General features: G+C 68.2%; 17 protein-coding genes. 12 read left to right on the forward strand and 5 right to left on the reverse strand.

From position 1 onward, the window contains the following. Positions 1-17 precede the first annotated feature (17 nt). Together BM198_RS22335 and BM198_RS22340 are read right to left on the reverse strand one after the other, a co-directional pair. Complete coding sequence (locus BM198_RS22335; RefSeq protein WP_083422457.1) at positions 18-815, reverse strand: DUF4824 family protein; 798 nt, start codon at positions 813-815, stop codon at positions 18-20. After that, on the reverse strand, positions 815-1,885 hold the full coding sequence (locus BM198_RS22340; protein WP_074972534.1) for a DUF2157 domain-containing protein: 1,071 nt from the start codon (positions 1,883-1,885) through the stop codon (positions 815-817). The genes BM198_RS22335 and BM198_RS22340 overlap by 1 nt, the downstream gene beginning before the upstream one ends. A 219-nt stretch (positions 1,886-2,104) precedes the next feature. Here BM198_RS22340 and BM198_RS22345 point away from each other — a divergent pair, with 219 nt between their 5' ends. Further along, positions 2,105-2,683 (forward strand): COG3904 family protein, encoded by a 579-nt coding sequence (locus tag BM198_RS22345; protein ID WP_083422458.1) that lies wholly within the window; start codon positions 2,105-2,107, stop codon positions 2,681-2,683. An 18-nt stretch (positions 2,684-2,701) separates the two neighbouring features. On the opposite strand, the gene BM198_RS22350 is transcribed toward BM198_RS22345, so the two are convergent. After that, positions 2,702-3,004 (reverse strand): putative quinol monooxygenase, encoded by a 303-nt coding sequence (locus tag BM198_RS22350; protein ID WP_074972536.1) that lies wholly within the window; start codon positions 3,002-3,004, stop codon positions 2,702-2,704. A gap of 44 nt (positions 3,005-3,048) precedes the next feature. Beyond that, positions 3,049-3,726: a type 1 glutamine amidotransferase domain-containing protein gene (locus tag BM198_RS22355; protein ID WP_074972538.1), complete on the reverse strand. Its 678-nt coding sequence runs from the start codon at positions 3,724-3,726 to the stop codon at positions 3,049-3,051. Between the two features lie 104 nt (positions 3,727-3,830). Between BM198_RS22355 and BM198_RS22360 the strand changes: the two genes are divergently transcribed. From BM198_RS22360 to BM198_RS22405, 10 genes are all read left to right on the forward strand, one after another. Continuing rightward, complete coding sequence (locus tag BM198_RS22360; RefSeq protein WP_074972540.1) at positions 3,831-4,754, forward strand: LysR family transcriptional regulator; 924 nt, start codon at positions 3,831-3,833, stop codon at positions 4,752-4,754. A gap of 181 nt (positions 4,755-4,935) precedes the next feature. Then, positions 4,936-6,171 carry an SfnB family sulfur acquisition oxidoreductase gene (locus BM198_RS22365; protein WP_074972541.1) on the forward strand — a complete coding sequence of 412 codons (1,236 nt, stop codon included), beginning with the start codon at positions 4,936-4,938 and terminating at the stop codon, positions 6,169-6,171. Between the two features lie 9 nt (positions 6,172-6,180). Beyond that, positions 6,181-7,389, forward strand: a complete 1,209-nt coding sequence (locus BM198_RS22370) for an SfnB family sulfur acquisition oxidoreductase (RefSeq protein ID WP_074972543.1) — start codon at positions 6,181-6,183, stop codon at positions 7,387-7,389. Continuing rightward, on the forward strand, positions 7,389-8,831 hold the full coding sequence (locus BM198_RS22375; protein WP_074972545.1) for an LLM class flavin-dependent oxidoreductase: 1,443 nt from the start codon (positions 7,389-7,391) through the stop codon (positions 8,829-8,831). The genes BM198_RS22370 and BM198_RS22375 overlap by 1 nt, the downstream gene beginning before the upstream one ends. A gap of 24 nt (positions 8,832-8,855) precedes the next feature. Further along, positions 8,856-9,650 (forward strand): MetQ/NlpA family ABC transporter substrate-binding protein, encoded by a 795-nt coding sequence (locus tag BM198_RS22380; RefSeq protein WP_074972547.1) that lies wholly within the window; start codon positions 8,856-8,858, stop codon positions 9,648-9,650. Between the two features lie 356 nt (positions 9,651-10,006). Beyond that, positions 10,007-11,083 (forward strand): methionine ABC transporter ATP-binding protein, encoded by a 1,077-nt coding sequence (locus BM198_RS22385; RefSeq protein ID WP_074972549.1) that lies wholly within the window; start codon positions 10,007-10,009, stop codon positions 11,081-11,083. After that, positions 11,067-11,720, forward strand: coding sequence for a methionine ABC transporter permease (locus BM198_RS22390; RefSeq protein WP_044413932.1), 654 nt, complete (start codon positions 11,067-11,069; stop codon positions 11,718-11,720). The genes BM198_RS22385 and BM198_RS22390 overlap by 17 nt, the downstream gene beginning before the upstream one ends. 202 nt (positions 11,721-11,922) lie before the next feature. After that, positions 11,923-12,930 (forward strand): aliphatic sulfonate ABC transporter substrate-binding protein, encoded by a 1,008-nt coding sequence (locus BM198_RS22395; protein WP_074972552.1) that lies wholly within the window; start codon positions 11,923-11,925, stop codon positions 12,928-12,930. Positions 12,931-12,952: 22 nt separating this feature from the next. Beyond that, complete coding sequence (locus BM198_RS22400; protein WP_074972554.1) at positions 12,953-13,795, forward strand: ABC transporter permease; 843 nt, start codon at positions 12,953-12,955, stop codon at positions 13,793-13,795. Continuing rightward, positions 13,792-14,505, forward strand: a complete 714-nt coding sequence (locus tag BM198_RS22405; RefSeq protein ID WP_074972556.1) for an ABC transporter ATP-binding protein — start codon at positions 13,792-13,794, stop codon at positions 14,503-14,505. The genes BM198_RS22400 and BM198_RS22405 overlap by 4 nt, the downstream gene beginning before the upstream one ends. A gap of 6 nt (positions 14,506-14,511) precedes the next feature. On the opposite strand, the gene BM198_RS22410 is transcribed toward BM198_RS22405, so the two are convergent. Then, on the reverse strand, positions 14,512-15,762 hold the full coding sequence (locus BM198_RS22410; RefSeq protein WP_074972558.1) for an HD-GYP domain-containing protein: 1,251 nt from the start codon (positions 15,760-15,762) through the stop codon (positions 14,512-14,514). Positions 15,763-15,997: 235 nt separating this feature from the next. Here BM198_RS22410 and BM198_RS22415 point away from each other — a divergent pair, with 235 nt between their 5' ends. Then, on the forward strand, positions 15,998-17,728 hold the full coding sequence (locus tag BM198_RS22415) for a putative bifunctional diguanylate cyclase/phosphodiesterase (protein ID WP_074972560.1): 1,731 nt from the start codon (positions 15,998-16,000) through the stop codon (positions 17,726-17,728). The last annotated feature ends 13 nt before the right edge of the window (positions 17,729-17,741 follow it).

The following is a 17,741-nucleotide window of genomic DNA, read 5'->3' on the forward strand; positions in this document are numbered from 1 at the left end:
CGCGTCATCCGCGGCGTTCAGCGCAGCAGGCTGACATCCTCGATCCAGGGTTCCAGGCGCTTGCCGTAGGCCACTTTCAGGCGCATCGGCTTGATCGGCTCGTCGTAGGCGCCCACCAGTCGCTCCTCCACCTGCTGGCGCCAGCGATAAGGCACCTGCAGCGCATCCACCTCCAGTCGGCTCACCCGGGCCTGCAGGCGCGGCGGTGTCTGGTTGTGGTCGTACCAGGCATAGAGGCGTGCCTTCACCAGCGCATAGCGCTTGCGGTCCGGGTAGCGCTGGCGCAGGGCTTCCGCATCGCTGCCGGCGGCCACCACGAACAGGCGGCTGGCGCGGTCGCGCTCGTACTCGAACTGGCTGCGATAGGTGGCCTCCAGGGCGGTGTTCTCCTCGTTGCGCTTGCGCGCCAGGGCCTTCGTGGCGTCCTTCAGCCGGGCTTCGGCGCGACCGAGCTCTGCCTTCCAGGCGGGGCCATCCAGTTCGAGCACGGCGTAGGTGCTGCTCTCGTGGGTGTCGTAGTGGCCCTCCTTTCCTTCGAGGGGCAGGCCGATTTCCTCCAGCACGGCACGGTCGAGGAGAATTTCCTGCTCGTCCGCATCCCTTGGCGTGCGCCAGTCCAGGCGCAGGCCGAGCCCGCTGTTCTCGCCGGACCAGCCGAAGTCCGAATAGTCTCGGCTCAGCTCGCGCTGGGACAGTTCCAGGCGGCTGTCCGGCTTGCCGGCGCGGTTGTACCAGACCCCGGCCAGTGCCAGGCCGTTGACCACCAGGACCAGGCCTAGGGCAGCGGAAAGGGCGTAGCGATTCAGGCCGTTCATCAGCGGGCACCTCCCTTCAGCCAGCTGCGACGCAGACGGTTCAGCACCACCAGGATGAGCAGGGCGATCAGGCCCAGCAGCAGGAAGAACAGGTACTTCGGCAGCAGGTCCCACCACCAGTCGAAGAGCTTGGTGTAGAGGAAGATCACTAGGAAGGTCAGGCTGCCGTTGATCACCTCCGGCCAGTCACGCCGAGCGCCCAGCCAGATGCCGAGGGCCGCGAGGGCGAAGCCGCCGAGCTGGTAGCCACCTTCGATCAGGTCGCTGTCCAGAGGCAGGTAGCTGGAGCGGCCCCAGTTGGCCAGGACCAGCAGGGTCAGGAAGAAGGTGATCAGCCCCACCAGGCGATAGGTCGCGGCGAATCCGCCGAAGCGCACCTGGGACAGCACCTGCGGGACGAGGAACACCGCCACAGCCGCCGGCAGGAAGTTCTCCGGGTGCTCCCCCATGGACAGCCAGTAACCGCCACCCCAGGTCCCCACCCGCGCCGATATGAATGCCATCAGGCACAGCAGCCCGGCCACCAGCAGCAAGCGTGCATTGCAGGCGTAGGCCAGCAGCAGCCCGTAGGCGCCCCAGGCGATGAAGGCCTTGTCCGATGGGGTGATGTTGAAGATCTGCCCGAGCATCACCAGGTTCAGCACGAAGGCGACGAAGGCCAGCATGGCCGCCAGCTTGCTGAAGTAGCCGGTGCTGTCGCGGCGCCGAACCAGCGCGGTCAGGCCCAGGGTGCCCAGGGTCGCGCCGACCAGGATGGCCACCTGCACGGTTTCGCTGAACAGCCCCCAGAACTGATAGAAGAAGAACAGCAGGCTCGCGCCCAGGGCCAGCGCCCCCAGCAGCGAGGCGATGCGCATGCCCAGGGACAGGCGACGGGTCTGGGTGTCGTGGTCGATGTCGTAGAGACTGCGCAGGTCGGCCAGCACCTGGCGGTGGTGATCGCCGAGCTGATCGAGCTGGCCGGGGTCGAGCAGCAGCGCCTGCTCCTCGTGCAGGCGCTCCACCTCCCGGTAGAAAGCCTGGATGTCGTCGGCGCGACGTTGTGCGTCCTCATGGGTGACGGCGGGCATGGCGGGTCCTTGTGCGTGCGGTGCCGCCGAGCACTCTAGGCCTGGCCGAACAACTGAGCAATCGGGCCGACGTGAAGTTGAGAAAACCCCGGCGAAATTGGGCGCCCGGTAGCGGCCTGGCGAAGAGCGTGTGTGTGGAAGCGCCTGTGCAGGACGCTTCCGCCTGGCCTTGGCGGCAGGTATCTTCCGCACCTTCTGATTTTTCCAGGACCTTTGCTCATGACCCGCCCATTGTCCCGCCTTGTTGCCCTGTGTGTTGGCCTGTTCGTGCTGCAGGCCGAGGCGCGGGTGGAGGTGGAGGCGGTGCAGCACCCGACCATCGGTCGCATGCTGGTGGCCAAGGTGTCGGAGGAGATTGCGCCGGGTGACTACGACGCGCTGATGAAGGGCGTGCTGGGCAACCCCGGCAACTTCGCACGCAAGGTGCTGATGCTGGACAGCATCGGCGGCAGCGTGCCCGAGGCGATTCGCATGGGTCGGCTGGTGCGCGAGACCGGCTTCGACACCCTGGTGCCGTCCACCGGCCTGTGCCAGGGCACTTGCGTCTACCTGCTGGCGGCCGGCCGCAACAAGGCCGTGCGCGGTTCGGTGGGGCTGCACCGGCCGTACTACGCCCACGGTGACGCCTCGCGGGATGCGGCGCTGTACCAGGGTGTGCGCTACAACGCCTCGGCGTACTTCCGCGAGATGGGCATTCCCGACAGCCTGCTGGACGACATGCAGCGCATCGATCCGCGCCAGATGCGGGTCCTCGACCCGAAGGACCTGGCGCGCTACCGGCTGATCAGCGGCAAGTAGGCGCGCCGGGTCGCCCGATCAACCCTGGGCGACGTTCACCGATACGGCCTGCACCACGTGGGTGGGGGCGGCCATCCAGCCACCGGCCACGGCGGCTTCGCGGAAGGCCTGGTAGTGCGGGCTGGCGCGGTGGGCGTCGATGGCGGCCTGGTCGCGGTACAGCTCGTGGAGTTGCAGGCTGCCGTCATCCCCGGCGTAGAGGTCGTAGCGCAGGTTGCCGGGCTCGTTGCGGGTGCCTTGGACCAGGGCTTCCAGGGCCTGCAGGACGACCTCGCGGTGCTCCGGCAGGGGGCTCAGGGTGGCGAACAGGGCGATGCTCATGGCGTCTCCTCGAAAGGGGGAGGCGCGACGCCTCCCCAATGGGTTCACAGCAGTTTCAGCAGGGCGTCTGCCGTGGCATCGGACGAGGCCGGGTTCTGTCCGGTCACCAGCAGGCCGTCCACCACCACATGGCTGTGCCAGTCATCGGCACGGCTGTAGCGGCCGCCATGGCCGCGCAGCATGTCCTCGACTAGGAAGGGCACCACCTCAGTGAGCTGCACGGCGGCTTCTTCGCTGTTGCTGAAGCCGGTCACCTGCTTGTCACGCACCAGCGGCTGGCCGTCGGCTGTCTTCACGTGGCGCAGCACGCCGGGAGCGTGGCATACCGCAGCCACCGGCTTGCCCTGGGCCAGGAAGGCTTCGATCAGGGCGATGGAGCGGGCGTCCTCGGCCAGGTCCCAGAGCGGGCCGTGGCCGCCGGGGTAGAACAGCGCGTCGTAGTCGTCGGCGCGCACGGCTTCCAGGGGCAGGGTACTGGCCAGGGCCTGGCGGGCGGCCGGATCGGCGTCGAAGCGGCGGGTGGCGTCGGTCTGGGCGCTATCGTCGTGGCTCTTCGGGTCCAGCGGCGGCTGGCCGCCCTTGGGCGAGGCCAGGGTCAGGGCCATGCCGGCATCGAGGAAGTGGTAGTAGGGCGCGGCGAACTCTTCCAGCCAGAAGCCGGTGGCCAGGCCGGTGTCGCCGAGGCGGTCGTGGGAGGTGAGGACCATCAGGATCTTTTTCATGTGCAGTCTCCCGCCCGTGGGGGCGTTGTTTCAGGTTGGCGACCATCCTAGGAGAGGGCGTAGGATTCGATAATTCGAAAGCTCTTATTCCTGGTATCCAAAAAGTGAATATCGCCAACAAGGACCTGAACCTGCTGCTGGTCTTCCATGTGCTCTACCAGGAGCGCAACGCCTCGGTGGCGGCCGAGCGCATGGCCCTCAGCCAGCCGGCCCTGAGCCACAAGCTGAACAAGCTGCGCCACCAGTTGGGCGACCCGCTGTTCGTGCGTGCGCCGCGCGGGCTGACGCCGACGCCCCGGGCCCACGAGCTGGCACCGCGCATCCAGTGCCTGGTGGCGGAGCTGGAGGCCTTCTACGAACACAGCGACGGCCAGGACTTCCTCCAGCGCGCCGAGCGCATCCACCTCTACAGCACCGACTACATGGAGCAGACGTTGCTGCCCGAACTGCTGCCGGTGTTGCGCCGCGAGGCACCGAACCTGGTGCTGGTGACCCACAACACCCGTGGCCTGCTCCCCCGTGAGGAACTGGAGAAGGGCACCTGCGACCTGGCCATCGCCGGGTTCTACGCCGACCTGCCGGACACCTTCCACCAGCAGCGCCTGCTCAGCGAGGACTTCGTGGTGCTGGCCTGGCGCGACAACCCGCACCTGGTCAGGGGGCTGGACCTCGACGCCTTCGTCGCCTGCGAGCACCTGCTCACCACCCTCACCGGCGACCTGGCCGGGCGGGTCGACCAGGCCCTGGCTGCGCTCGGTCGCCAGCGGCGGGTGGCGGCGGGGCTCTCCAGCTTCCTGGCGCCGCCCCGGCTGTTGCCCGGCACCGACCTGCTGCTGACCTGCCTGCGTTCCGTGGCCGAGGACGCGGTGGCCCGCGACCCGTCGCTGTGCCTGCATGCGCTGCCGGAGGCGCTGGCCCTGCCGAAGGTGGAGGTGATGCAGATCTGGCACCAGCGCACGGCCAGCGACCCGTTGCGGCGTTGGGTCCGCCAGCAGATCCAGGAGGCTGCCCGGCGCTTGCAGGGCTGAACTGTTGCTGGGGCAACAGATGTTCAGCAATTTGCCCTGCTGTGCAGATTCCAACAGTTGTTCGTTTTAAATAACTCACTGATTAATAAGGATTATTTTTCAGGCACGGGTTGTGCAATCGATCTCTTCGCAAGCGTACGCGGCTGCTCGCGACGCAACAGGAATGATCGAGAACGGACCCATGACCCACCCTTCCGAACCCAAGGACCCGCGTGACCAGGCGCCCCCGCTACTCCCGGCGGCGCTGATCGAGAACGACGCCCAGGCCCTGCACGCCGCCCACGAAGTGGCCAGGCAGGCCCGGGATGGCGCCGCCCAGCGTGACCGCGACCGCCAGTTGCCCTGGCCCGAAGTGGAACTCTTCACCCGCCTGGGCCTGGGGGGCATTCGCATCCCCCGCGCCTATGGGGGGGCCGAGGTTTCCCATGTGACCCTCGCCGAGGTGTTCCGCATCCTCTGTGTCGCCGACCCGGCACTGGGGCAGATCCCGCAGAACCAGTTCGGCCTGCTCAGCGTGATCGAAAACGTCGGCAGTGAAGCGCAGAAGCGCCAGGTGTTCGCCGGCATCCTCGCAGGGCGCCGCCTGGCCAATGCCGGGCCCGAGCGCAATACCAAGCACACCCTGGAGATCAAGGCGCGCATCACCCGGGGCGACGCCGGCCTGGAGGTGAGCGGCGAGAAGTTCTATTCCACCGGCGCCCTGTTCGCCCATTGGGTGGCGGTCAAGGCCCTGGATGACAGCGGCACCGGCGTGCTGGCCCTGGTGGAGCGGGGCGTGCCGGGGCTGGCGATAGTCGACGACTGGTCCGGCTTCGGCCAGCGCACCACCGCCAGCGGCACCGTGCTGCTGGATCGCGTACCGGTGGCGGACGACCTGGTGTTCCACAACAGTCGCCTGGCCGAGGTGCCGAGCATCCAGGGCGCGCTGTCACAGCTGATCCAGGCGGCCATCGACGCCGGTATCGCCGAGGCTGCCATCGGCGACGCCATCGCCTTCATCCGCGAGCGCTCGCGGCCCTGGGTGGACGCCGGCGTCGAGCGTGCCAGCGAGGAGCTGTACACCATTGCCGAGATCGGCCGCCTGAAGACCGAGCTGAACGCCGCCAACGCGCTGCTGGAGCGCGCCGGCCAGGTGCTCGACGAAGTGGCCGCCGCGCCCATCGACGCCGCAGCGGCCGCCCGCGCTTCCATCGCCGTGGCCGAGGCCAAGGTGCTCACCACCGAGATCAGCCTGCTGGCCAGCGAGAAGCTGTTCGAGCTGGCCGGCAGCCGCGCCACCCTCGCCGAGTTCGGCCTAGACCGGCACTGGCGCAATGCCCGGGTGCACACCCTCCACGACCCGGTGCGCTGGAAGGTCCACGCCGTCGGCAACTACCACCTGAACGGCGCCTTCCCGGCCCGCCATTCCTGGATCTGAGGAGGCGCCATGACCATTGCCCATCCCCACCCACACGCCCCCGTGGCAATCATCCGTGACGACGACGAAGCCCTGGAGGTGGCGCGCCAGGTGGCCGACCTGTTCCGGCCCGGCGCTGCCGAGCGCGACCGCGAGCGCCGCCTGCCCCTGGACGAACTGGAGCTGTTCAGTCGCACCGGCCTCTGGGGCATCAGCGTGCCCCGCGAGTTCGGCGGGGCCGGCGTGTCCCGTGTCACCCTGGCGCGGGTCATCGCGCTGATCAGCGCAGCCGACAGTTCCCTCGGGCAGATCCCGCAGAACCACTTCTATGCCCTGGAAGTGCTGCGGGTGAACGGCAGCCCCGAACAGCAGCGCCGCCTGTTCGCCGCCGCTCTGGCCGGCGAGCGTTTCGGCAACGCCCTGGCAGAGATCGGCACCCGCACCGCCAACGACCGCACCACCCAGCTGGTGCGGGACGGCGAGGGCTACCGCATCCGTGGCCGCAAGTTCTACTGCACTGGTGCCCTCTACGCCCACCGCGTGCCGACCCTGGTGGTGGCCGAGGATGGCCACCAGTACCTGGCCTTTGCCGAGCGCAACGCGCCGGGGCTGACGGTGATCGACGACTGGTCGGGCTTTGGCCAGCGCACCACCGGCAGCGGCTCGGTGGTGTTCGACGACGTGCCGGTGGCGGCCGAGGACCTGGTGTCCTTCCAGGCCGCCTTCGAGCGCCCGACCACGGTCGGGCCTTTCGCCCAGATCCTCCATGCCGCCATCGACGTCGGCATCGCCCGCGCCGCCTACGAGGATGCGCTGGCCTTCGTCCGCACCCGTTCGCGGCCGTGGATCGACGCCGGGGTCGACAAGGCCAGCGACGACCCGTTGCTGATCCACGCCTTCGGCCACCTGGCCATCCGCCTGCACGCCGCCGAGGCCATCCTCGACCGCGCCGGCCGGCTGCTGGATGCCGCCAGCGCCGAGCCCACCGCCGACAGCGTGGCCGCTGCGTCCCTGGGGGTGGCCGAGGCCCGTGCGCTGACCACCGAGGTCTCGCTCAGTGCCGGCAGCAAGCTGTTCGAACTGGCCGGCACCCGCGCCAGCCTCGCCGAGCACAACCTCGACCGCCACTGGCGCAACGCCCGGGTGCACACCCTGCACGACCCGGTGCGCTGGAAGTACCACGCGGTGGGCAACTACTACCTCAATGACGTGCTGCCACCGCGCCGGGGGACGATCTGATGGCGCGCAAGCAGATCCTCCTCAACGCCTTCAACATGAACTGTGTGGGGCACATCAACCACGGCCTGTGGACCCACCCGCGCGACCGCTCCACGGACTACCGCAGGCTCTCCTACTGGACGGAGCTGGCGCAGCTGCTGGAGCGTGGCCTGTTCGACGGGCTGTTCCTGGCGGACATCGTCGGCGTCTACGACGTCTACCAGGGCAACGTCGACCTGACCCTGAAGGAGAGCATCCAGCTGCCGGTCAACGACCCGCTGCTGCTGGTCTCCGCCATGGCGGGGGTAACCCGCCACCTGGGCTTCGGCGTTACCGCCAACCTCAGCTACGAGCCGCCGTACCTGTTCGCCCGGCGCATGAGCACCCTGGACCACCTGAGCGAGGGGCGCGTGGGCTGGAACATCGTCACCGGCTACCTGGAGAGCGGGGCCCGTGCCATGGGCCGCAGCCAGCAGGTGGAGCACGACCGCCGCTACGACCAGGCCGACGAGTACCTGGAGGTGCTCTACAAGCTCTGGCAAGGCAGCTGGGAAGCCGGGGCGGTGGTCAACGACCGCCAGCGCCGGGTCTACGCCCATCCGGACAAGGTGCACAAGGTGGTGCACCACGGCGAATTCTTCGACGTGGAGGGTTACCACCTCTGCGAACCCTCGCCGCAGCGCACGCCGCTGCTGTTCCAGGCCGGCTCCTCGGCGCGCGGCCTGCGCTTTGCCGGCGAGCATGCCGAGTGCGTGTTCATCAGCGGCAGCAACAAGGCCGCGACCCGCGCCCAGGTGGACAAGGTGCGCGCCGCCGCCGTGGCCGCCGGCCGTGATCCGCAGGCGGTGAAGGTGTTCATGGGCATCAGCGTGATCGTCGCGCCCACCGAGGCCGAGGCCCGCGCCAAGCACGCCGAGTACCTGGCCCATGCCAGTGCCGAGGCGGGTGTCGCCCACTTCGCCAGCTCCACCGGCATCGACTTCGCCCGCTTCGCGCTGGACGAGCCGATTCCCTACATGAAGACCAACGCCATCGAGTCCGCTGCCAGCAAGCTGCGTGACAACAGCCTGACCCGCCGCGACCTGCTGGAGCAGCACGCCCTGGGTGGCCGCTACGTCCTGCTGGTGGGTTCGCCGACCCAGGTGGCCGACGAGCTGCTGGCGTGGATCGACGAGACCGGGCTGGACGGCTTCAACCTCACCCGCATCGTCACCCCGGAGAGCTACGCCGACTTCATCGACCTGGTGGTGCCGGAGCTGCAGGCCCGAGGTGCCTACAAGACCGCCTATGCCGAAGGCACCCTGCGCCACAAGGTGTTCGGCGCGGGGGATCAGCTACCGGCGGACCATCGTGGAGCCCGTGTGGGAGCGAATTCATTCGCGAATCGGCCCGAAGGGGCGACCCCGGACTCCCAGGGGAAGGCTGCGCCTTCCATCGCGAATGAATTCGCTCCCACGACCTGAACCCATTACCCACGGATAGAAACCATGCCCAAGCACACCCTCAAAACCCTGGTCCTTGGACTGCTGCTGGCCAGCGGCATCGCCCAGGCCGCCGACAAGCCCCTCAAGCTCGGCACCACCGCCGCCTTTGCCCCACCCCTGGAAGTGGCGGTGGAGGAGGCCGCCAAGCAGGGCCTCAAGGTCGAGCTGGTGGAGTTCACCGACTGGAACACGCCGAACATCACCCTGGCCAATGGCGACATCGACGCCAACTACTTCCAGCACACGCCCTTCCTGGAGAACGCCAACAAAGAGGGTGGGTTCACCCTGAAGGCCTTCGCCCCCGGGATCATCAACAACGTCGGCCTCTACTCGAAGAAGTACAAGGCCATCGCCGATCTGCCTGAGGGCGCCAAGGTGGCCATCGCCAACGACCCCATCAACGGCGGTCGTGGCCTGCAGCTGCTGCAGAAGGCCGGCCTGCTGAAGCTCAAGGAAGGCGTGGGCTACAAGGCGACCCTGGATGACATCGTCGAGAACCCCAAGCACATCGACATCATCGAGCTGGAGGCCGTGCAACTGGTGCGCGCCCTGGACGACGTCGACCTGGCCCAGGGCTACCCGCACTACATCCGCCTGGCCGGCACGATCGACCCCAACAGCGCGCTGCTCTTCGACGGCATCGAGAACAAGGAGTACGTCATCCAGTTCGTCACCCGTGGCGATTACCAGGACGACGGCCGCCTGGCCAAGTTCGTCGAGGTGTACCAGCACTCGCCGCAGGTGCGTGCCGCACTCGACAAGGCTCATGGCTCGCTCTACCAGCCCGGCTGGCAGTGACGTCCCTGGGATAGGCGTGGGAGCGAATTCATTCCCGAAAGGAGCGCGCAGCGCTCCCGGGCGGCCCCGGCAGGGCAGTCCTTCGGCCTGCATCGCGGATGAATCCGCTCCCACTCTAGGGACGACTTCAGTCGCCCAGAGGCAGCAGCGCTACCTCAATGGAGTCGAGGAGCAGCCCTGTGGGCTGCCTGGCGAATGAGTTCGCCCCTACGGAGGTTCGCCGTGCGGTTTGGTCGAGGGGGCTGGTGGACGCGCGTAGCCCGGGAGCTGTGCCGGATATCCCCGGGCTGAAGCCTGGGCTACTGCCTTCCACGGCTCCGCTTTTCGGGCTTTAAACAGATTTTCGAGAGGCCCACATGGTCAGTTTCAATCGCAACATCCGCCTGGACCTGCCGCACATCCGGCTGCAGGGGCTGGGCAAGGCCTACCCTGGCAACCAGGGGCCGGTGCAGGCGCTGCAGGGCATCGACCTGGAAATCCGCCGGGGCGAGGTGTTCGGCATCATCGGCCGCAGCGGCGCCGGCAAGTCGTCGCTGATCCGCACCCTCAACCGCCTGGAGAAGCCCTCGGTGGGCCAGGTGGTGATAGACGAGGAAGACATCGGCACCTTCGACGAGAAGCAGCTGGTGCTGCTGCGTCGCCGCGTCGGCATGATCTTCCAGCACTTCAACCTGATGTCGGCCAAGACCGTCTGGCAGAACGTCGCCTTGCCGCTGAAGGTGGCGGGCGTGGCCAAGGCCGATATCGAGCGCAAGGTCGCCGAGCTGCTGGCCCTGGTGGGCCTGGCGGAGAAGCGCGACGCCTACCCGGCGCAGCTGTCCGGCGGGCAGAAGCAGCGGGTTGGCATCGCCCGCGCGCTGGTGCACCAGCCGGAGATCCTGCTCTGCGACGAGGCCACCTCGGCGCTGGACCCGGAAAGCACCCAGTCGATCCTGGCGCTGCTGCGTGACATCAATCGGCGCCTGGGCCTGACCATCGTGCTGATCACCCACGAGATGGGCGTGATCCGCGAGATCTGCGACCGCGTGGTGGTGCTGGAGCGGGGGCGGGTGGTGGAGCAGGGCGAGGTCTGGCAGGTGTTCGGCGACCCGCAGCACGCAGTCACCCGCACCCTGCTGGGCACCCTGCGCCACGAGTTGCCAGACGACCTGCAAGGCCGCCTGGCCAACGAACCGGTGCCCGGCGGTGACCTGCTGCTGGACCTGCACTTCACGGGTGCCAGTGGCCGCGAGCCGGACCTGCTGGCCATTGCCCAGGGCCTGGGCGCGCGGGTGAGCCTGTTGCATGGCGGCATCGACCGCATCCAGGGACGCCCGCAGGGGCACCTGCTGGTGCGGGTCGGCCTGGCCGGGCTGGGCAGTACGCAGGTGCTGGAGCGTGCCCACCAACTGGCGGACAAGGCGGAGGTGCGTGGCTATGTCGCCCATGCTTGATCGGCTCTGGACCGGGCTGCTGGACACCCTGCTGATGATCGGCGCCTCGTCGCTGATCGTGCTGCTGGTGGGCATTCCGCTGGCGTTGGTGCTGGTGACCACCGGGCCGGGCGGGATCTTCGAGGCACGTGTGCTGAACCGCACCCTGGGCAGCGTGGTGAACGTGCTGCGTTCGGTGCCCTTCCTGATCCTGATGGTGGCGCTGATTCCCTTCACCCGGTTGATCGTCGGCACCAGCTACGGCGTCTGGGCCGCGGTGGTGCCGCTGACCATCGCTGCCACGCCGTTCTTCGCGCGCATCGCCGAGGTGAGCCTGCGGGAGGTGGATTTCGGTCTGGTGGAGGCGGCCCAGGCCATGGGTTGCCAGCGTCGTCACATCATCTGGAATGTGCTGCTGCCGGAGGCGCGGCCGGGCATCGTCGGTGGCTTCACCATCACCCTGGTGACCATGATCAACTCCTCCGCCATGGCCGGCGCCATCGGCGCGGGCGGCCTGGGCGACCTGGCGTACCGCTACGGCTACCAGCGCTTCGACACTCAGATCATGCTCACGGTGATCATCGTGCTGGTGCTGCTGGTGACCCTCATCCAGTTCGGCGGCGACCGCCTGGCGCGGTTGCTGAACAAGCGGGCCTGAGGGCTGTTGCTGGAGCAACAGTCCGGCAACAGGCTGTTGCCGGGTGTACAGCAGGGCGAGGCAGGGCAGGGCGCCAGGCCGCGCCGGCCGGGGCGCTGAGGGTTGGCATGGCGGCTGCATATTCCCTGATCAAAGCGTGATGACGGCTATGGATAGCTGGATCGAATAAGGAGCGTCGCGCGTCTTCTGTCAGGAGCCTTCCATGAGCCATTTCCCCCTGCGGGCCCGCCGGCCCGGTTTTCTCGGTCGCGTCGTCGGGCTGCTGGCCGCCTGCGCGGTACTCGCCTCGCCGTTGGCCGCCCAGGCCGAGACGCCGCCTGAGCAGGTCCGCCTCGACTACGCCTACTACTCGCCCACCAGCCTGGTGCTGCGCCATTTCGGCTGGCTGGAGCAGGCCCTGGGCCCGGATACGCGGGTGAGCTGGGTGCTGAGCCAGGGCAGCAACCGCTCGCTGGAGTACCTCAACGGCGGCAGCATCGACTTCGCCTCCACCGCCGGGTTGGCGGCCGTCCTGAGCCGGGCCAACGGCAGCCCGATCAAGACCGTGTACATCGCCAGCCGCCCCGAGTGGACGGCCCTGGCGGTACGCAAGGACTCGCCGATCAAGACCCTGGCCGACCTCAAGGGCCGCAAGATCGCCGCGACCAAGGGCACCGATCCCTACCTGTTCACCCTGCGCAGCCTGGAACAGGCCGGCCTGGGCAAGGACGACGTGGAGCTGGTGCACCTGCAGCACCCGGATGGCCGCGTGGCCCTGGAGCGCGGTGACGTGGACGCCTGGGCCGGGCTCGATCCGCACCTGGCGGCCAGCCAGCTGCAGTCGGGGGCGCGCATCCTCTACCGCAACCTGGATTTCAACAGCTACGGGGTAGTGAGCGTGACCGAGGGCTTCGCCGCCGAACACCCGCAGACCATCAAGCAGGTGCTGCAGGCCTATGAGAAGGCCCGGCAGTGGGCGCGGGAGAACCCCGAGCCGCTGGCGGAGCTGCTGGCCAAGGAGTCCGGCCTGCCGCTGGAGGTGGCGCGGCTGCAACTGTCGCGCACCGACTTCTCCAACGCCCAGCCGGGCGCGGAGCACATCGCTGCGCTGAAGGCGGCGGCGCCGATCCTCGCCAGCGAGGGCCTGGTACGCCGTGGCGTGGACGTGGCCCAGGTGGTGGACCAGTTGATCGACCCGAGCTTTGGCACCCAGGCCATCGCCCGCCAGTGATGCAGTACCCCAGGAGAGCCCGATGAGCAGCAAGAGCAAGACCCTGGCGGTGCCGCCGCGCCCCTGGCGACCCGCCGTGCCACTGGCCGCGCTGGTGGTGCGGGCCAAGGGGCTGGCGATTCCCCTGGCGGCGATCCTGCTGCTGGAGGTGGCCGTGCGTGCGGGCTGGGTGCCGGCGTACCAGATGCCGGCCCCCAGCGACATCCTGCTGACCCTGCAGGAGCTGGCGGCCGGGCCGCTGTGGGGGCATATCGGGGTCAGCCTGGGGCGCGTGGCCGCCGGGTTCGCCGTGGGGGCGTCCCTGGCGCTGGTCGCTGCTGCCTGGGTGGGTCTGAGCCGCGAGGCGGAGGCCTACCTGGAGCCGACCCTGGCCGCGTTGCGGGCGATTCCCAGCCTGGCCTGGGTTCCGCTCCTGCTGCTGTGGCTGGGCATCGACGAGCGTTCGAAGGTGGTGCTGATCGCCATCGGTGCGTTCTTCCCGGTTTACCTGAACGGGGTGGCGGCGATCCGCAACATCGACCGCAAGCTGGTGGAGGTGGGGCGCATGTACGCCTTCGGGCGGCTTCGGCTGGCCCGCCGCATCCTGTTGCCGGCGGCCCTGCCGGGGCTGTTCACGGGGTTGCGGGGTGGACTCAGCCTGGCCTGGATGTTCCTCGTGGCGGCTGAGCTGATCGCGGCCACCCGGGGCCTGGGCTACCTGCTGACCGACGGCCGGGAAACCTCGCGGCCGGACCTGGTGCTGGCGGCGATCATCGTCCTGGCGCTGCTGGGCAAGCTCAGCGATGGGCTGCTGGCGACGCTGGAGCGGCGCCTGCTGGTGTGGCGCGATGCCTTCGCCGGCGAAGGCGGGGAGGCGCAACCATGAGCCTGCCCCTGCTGGATTTCCGCGTACAGCGCAAGGCGTTCGCCGGGCACACGGTGCTGCAGGACGTGCACCTGCAACTGGCCGAGGGCGAGGTGGTGAGCCTGCTGGGCCCCAGTGGCTGCGGCAAGAGCACCCTGCTGCGCATCGTCGCCGGCCTGGAGCGTGACTACAGCGGCCAGGCGCTGCGCGGTGAAGGCGAGGTGGCCTTCGTGTTCCAGGAGCCGCGCCTGATGCCCTGGCTGACGGTGGCGGAGAACATCGGTTTCGCCGATGACCGGGCCTACGACCGGCCCCGGGTGGCGCAACTGATCCGCGAGGTGGGGCTGGAGGGGTTCGAGCAGGCCCTGCCCAAGCAACTGTCGGGCGGGATGGCCCAGCGCGTGGCCATTGCCCGGGGGCTGTATTCGCGGCCCCGGGTGTTGCTGCTGGATGAGCCCTTCAGCGCGGTGGATGCCTTCACCCGGATGAAGCTGCAGGATTTGCTGCTGGCCCTGGCTGCGCACCACGGCATTGCGCTGCTGCTGGTCACCCACGATGTGGACGAGGCCCTCTACCTGGGCGACCGCGTGCTGGTGATGGGCAGTCGCCCGGGGCGGGTGCTGGAGACGTTGGAGGTGCCGCTCGCACGCCCCCGCGACCGACGCGACCCGCTGCTGGCGCAGTTGCGTGCCGAGGCGTTGACGGCGTTGCACCGGGCCCACGCGTTCTAGTGACCCTCAGCCGGTGGTCTTGCGCCGGGGATCGGGGATGCCGGACCAGAGCTCGTCGAGGTTGCGGAAGTTCCAGTCCGCCGGGGATTCTCGGCCGACGATGCGATCGCGGCCGGCGAGCTTGGCCAGGTCCACCACTTCCTGGGGGATCGCGGTCTTCAGTCGGGCGGAATAGAACACCTTGACCTTGGGCGTGGTGAGGGACTTCTCGTGCTGCTCCATCACCACGCCCAGGCGCCCGCTCTCCAGACGCACCAGGGACCCGGTGGGGTAGATGCCGATGGATTTGACGAAGGCCTGGAAAACCAGCTCGTCGAAGTGGTCCTTGCTCCATTCGGCCATGCGGCGGATGGATTCGGCCGGGTCCCAGCCACGCTTGTAGGGGCGGTCGGAGGTGATGGCGTCGTAGACGTCGCAGACCGCGCCCATCTTGGCCAGCAGGCTGATCTGGTCGCCGGCCAGGCGGTGCGGGTAGCCGGTGCCGTCGACCTTCTCGTGGTGGTGCAGGCAGACGTCCAGCACCAGGGCGCTGACCTGGTGGCTCTCCAGCAGGATGCGCGCGCCTTCCTCGGGGTGCTTGCGTACGCACTGGAACTCGTCGTCGGTGAGCTTGCCGGGCTTGTTCAGCACATCCATGGGGATGGCCATCTTGCCGATGTCGTGCAGCAGGCCGGCCAGCCCGGCCTCGCGCACCTGGGCCTCGCCCAGGCCAAGCTGGCGGGCGAGGGCGATCATCAGGGCGCACACGGCCACGGAGTGCATGTAGGTGTATTCGTCGGCGGTCTTCAGCCGCGCCAGGCTGATCAGCGCATTGGGGTGGCGCAGCACCGAGTCGGAGATTTCCTGCACCAGGCCCTGGGCGTCGTCGACGCTGATGGCCTTGCCCATGCGGGCGTCGCTGAACATGCTCACCACGGCGTCCTTGGCCTTGGCACAGAGCATAGCGGCACGGCTGACTTCGCTTTCCAGGTCGGCACGCTCGATGGGCGGCGCCTGCTCGGCGGCGGCCAGGCGGGCGTCGATCTCGGCTTCGGCCTCCTCGACGCTGACGCTGGGCTGGTCCTGGTGGATATCCAGGCCCTTGTCGGTGTCGATCCAGACTTCATGAACATCGCTGTTGCGGATGCGCTGCAGGTCCTTGTCGGTCTTGACCACGAACTTGGCGCGGAAGAACGGGTGGTCCATCCATGAACCGCAGAACTCCTGAACGTACATGCCCAATTGCAGGTCGGTGGTGGCGATGCGTTTGAGTGTCATGGCACTACTCTGACGGGGGAAAGGCGCTCGGCAGGGCCGGCTGACACTCACTATAGGCGGGCGATGGCCGGCTTTGAAACGCCGCCTGCAAGCTTGCACGGCTGTTCTATCTTGAGTGAAGGCGCCGCGCGGCATGCGGCGTTCCGTCTTCGCCCGACGACCGTCCGGCGGCCCAATGGCACCGTGCCATATTCGTCTAGTCTCTCTGTCAATCAGGGAAAGCGAGTAGCAGGGAATGCAGGATTCTTTCAGCTCCGAGCCGGTGATCCTGATCGTCGATGACCAGGCCAGCGACGTCCTCATCCTCAGCGAGGCGATCCGCGACCTGGCGTCCATTCATGTCGCCAACGGGGGAACGGGAACGCTGGATGTGGCGCGGGCCTGCCGCCCGGACGTGGTGCTGCTGGACATCCAGATGCCGCTGATGGACGGCTTCGAGATCTGCCGGGCGATCAAGTCGGACCCGAAGTTGCGCGGGGCCTCGGTGCTGTTCGTCACCGCCCACAGCGGGCCGGAGAACGAGTTGAAGGCGCTGGAGAGCGGTGCCCTGGGCTTCATCCGCAAGCCACTCAACCTGCCGCTGGTGCGCGCCCATGTGCGTGCCCACCTGGATCTGCGCGAGCAGGCCAAGCGGGTGGTCTGCTTCGATGCCCTGACCGGTCTGCCCAACCGCGCCCTGCTGCAGGACCGTGCGGCCCAGGCCATCCAGAAGGCCCGGCGCAGCGAGGGGCGGGTGGCGATGCTCATGCTGGACCTGGACAACTTCAAGTTCCTCAACGACACCATCGGCCATTCCATCGGGGACCAGGTGCTGCGCGAGGTGGCCCATCGGCTGTCTGCAGCGGTGCGTTCGGTGGACACGGTGAGCCGCCAGGGCGGTGACGAGTTCGTGGTGCTGCTGCCGGACGTGCAGGGCTTCGATGCGGTGGGGGATTTTGCCGACCGGCTGCTGGGGATCATCGCCCAGCCGCTGCTGATCAACGGCAACCGCTATGACTTGTCGGGGAGCATCGGCATCAGCTTTTTCCCCGATGATTGCGACAATTTCGAGTCGCTTTACCGCTATGCGGACGCGGCGATGTATCAGGCCAAGCAGGAGGGCCGCAATCGCTTCCGCTTCTTCTCCGAGCAGATCGAGAACAGCACCCGGGCCCGCCACATGCTCGAACGGCATATGCGCCGGGCGCTGGAGCAGCGGGTGTTCGAGGTGTTCTACCAGGCCAAGGTGGACGTCACCGACGGCCGCCCCAGCGGCGTGGAGGCATTGGTCCGCTGGCGCACCTCCGATGGGCAACTGGTGTCGCCGGCGGACTTCATCCCCCTGGCGGAGGAGACGGGGCTGATCATCCCCATTGGCAAGTTCGTGATGCTGCAGGCCTGCAACGATGCCCAGCGGATGATCGCCATGGGCTGGCCGGTGTGCATGAGCGTGAACATCTCGGCGGTGCAGTTCCGTGAGGAGAGCTTCCTCGGCATGGTCACGGCCATCCTCGAGGAGTCGGGCCTGCCGCCGAACCACCTGGAACTGGAAATCACCGAGGGGGTGCTGGCCCACGACATCGACCGCACCCGTGCCACCCTGCTGGCGCTGAAGGAGATCGGCGTGCGCATCGCCATCGATGACTTCGGCACGGGTTACTCCAGCCTGGCCTACCTCAAGCGCCTGCCCATCGATGTGCTGAAGATCGACCAGAGCTTCGTCCGCGAGATGCTCACCGACCGCAGCGATGCGGCCATCATCGAGGCGGTCATCCGCCTGGCCCAGGCGCTGGACCTGGAACTGGTGGCCGAGGGCGTGGAGTGTCCGCGCCAGGCCCGGCGTCTTCAGGAGCTGGGGTGGCGGCTGATGCAGGGCTACCTGTTCTGCCGGCCGCTGCCCTACGAGGACGCCTGTGGCTTCCTCGCCGAGCACTGTGAGCACCCGCGCTGCTGGACCACTCTGGATGGCGAGGGGGAGGCCGAGTGAGAAACCGCGGGCA

This window comes from Metapseudomonas otitidis (genome assembly GCF_900111835.1).
GTDB lineage: Bacteria > Pseudomonadota > Gammaproteobacteria > Pseudomonadales > Pseudomonadaceae > Metapseudomonas > Metapseudomonas otitidis.

Bases quoted from the DNA above. Each gene is read 5' to 3' on its own strand.
- BM198_RS22335 (WP_083422457.1), bottom strand. From the start codon at position 815: ATGAACGGCCTGAATCGCTACGCCCTTTCCGCTGCCCTAGGCCTGGTC.
- BM198_RS22405 (WP_074972556.1), top strand. From the start codon at position 13,792: ATGAGCCTGCCCCTGCTGGATTTCCGCGTACAGCGCAAGGCGTTCGCC.
- BM198_RS22380 (WP_074972547.1), top strand. From the start codon at position 8,856: ATGCCCAAGCACACCCTCAAAACCCTGGTCCTTGGACTGCTGCTGGCC.
- BM198_RS22370 (WP_074972543.1), top strand. From the start codon at position 6,181: ATGACCATTGCCCATCCCCACCCACACGCCCCCGTGGCAATCATCCGT.
- BM198_RS22355 (WP_074972538.1), bottom strand. From the start codon at position 3,726: ATGAAAAAGATCCTGATGGTCCTCACCTCCCACGACCGCCTCGGCGAC.
- BM198_RS22350 (WP_074972536.1), bottom strand. From the start codon at position 3,004: ATGAGCATCGCCCTGTTCGCCACCCTGAGCCCCCTGCCGGAGCACCGC.
- BM198_RS22345 (WP_083422458.1), top strand. From the start codon at position 2,105: ATGACCCGCCCATTGTCCCGCCTTGTTGCCCTGTGTGTTGGCCTGTTC.
- BM198_RS22410 (WP_074972558.1), bottom strand. From the start codon at position 15,762: ATGACACTCAAACGCATCGCCACCACCGACCTGCAATTGGGCATGTAC.
- BM198_RS22390 (WP_044413932.1), top strand. From the start codon at position 11,067: ATGTCGCCCATGCTTGATCGGCTCTGGACCGGGCTGCTGGACACCCTG.
- BM198_RS22365 (WP_074972541.1), top strand. From the start codon at position 4,936: ATGACCCACCCTTCCGAACCCAAGGACCCGCGTGACCAGGCGCCCCCG.
- BM198_RS22375 (WP_074972545.1), top strand. From the start codon at position 7,389: ATGGCGCGCAAGCAGATCCTCCTCAACGCCTTCAACATGAACTGTGTG.
- BM198_RS22415 (WP_074972560.1), top strand. From the start codon at position 15,998: ATGCAGGATTCTTTCAGCTCCGAGCCGGTGATCCTGATCGTCGATGAC.
- BM198_RS22395 (WP_074972552.1), top strand. From the start codon at position 11,923: ATGAGCCATTTCCCCCTGCGGGCCCGCCGGCCCGGTTTTCTCGGTCGC.
- BM198_RS22340 (WP_074972534.1), bottom strand. From the start codon at position 1,885: ATGCCCGCCGTCACCCATGAGGACGCACAACGTCGCGCCGACGACATC.
- BM198_RS22385 (WP_074972549.1), top strand. From the start codon at position 10,007: ATGGTCAGTTTCAATCGCAACATCCGCCTGGACCTGCCGCACATCCGG.
- BM198_RS22400 (WP_074972554.1), top strand. From the start codon at position 12,953: ATGAGCAGCAAGAGCAAGACCCTGGCGGTGCCGCCGCGCCCCTGGCGA.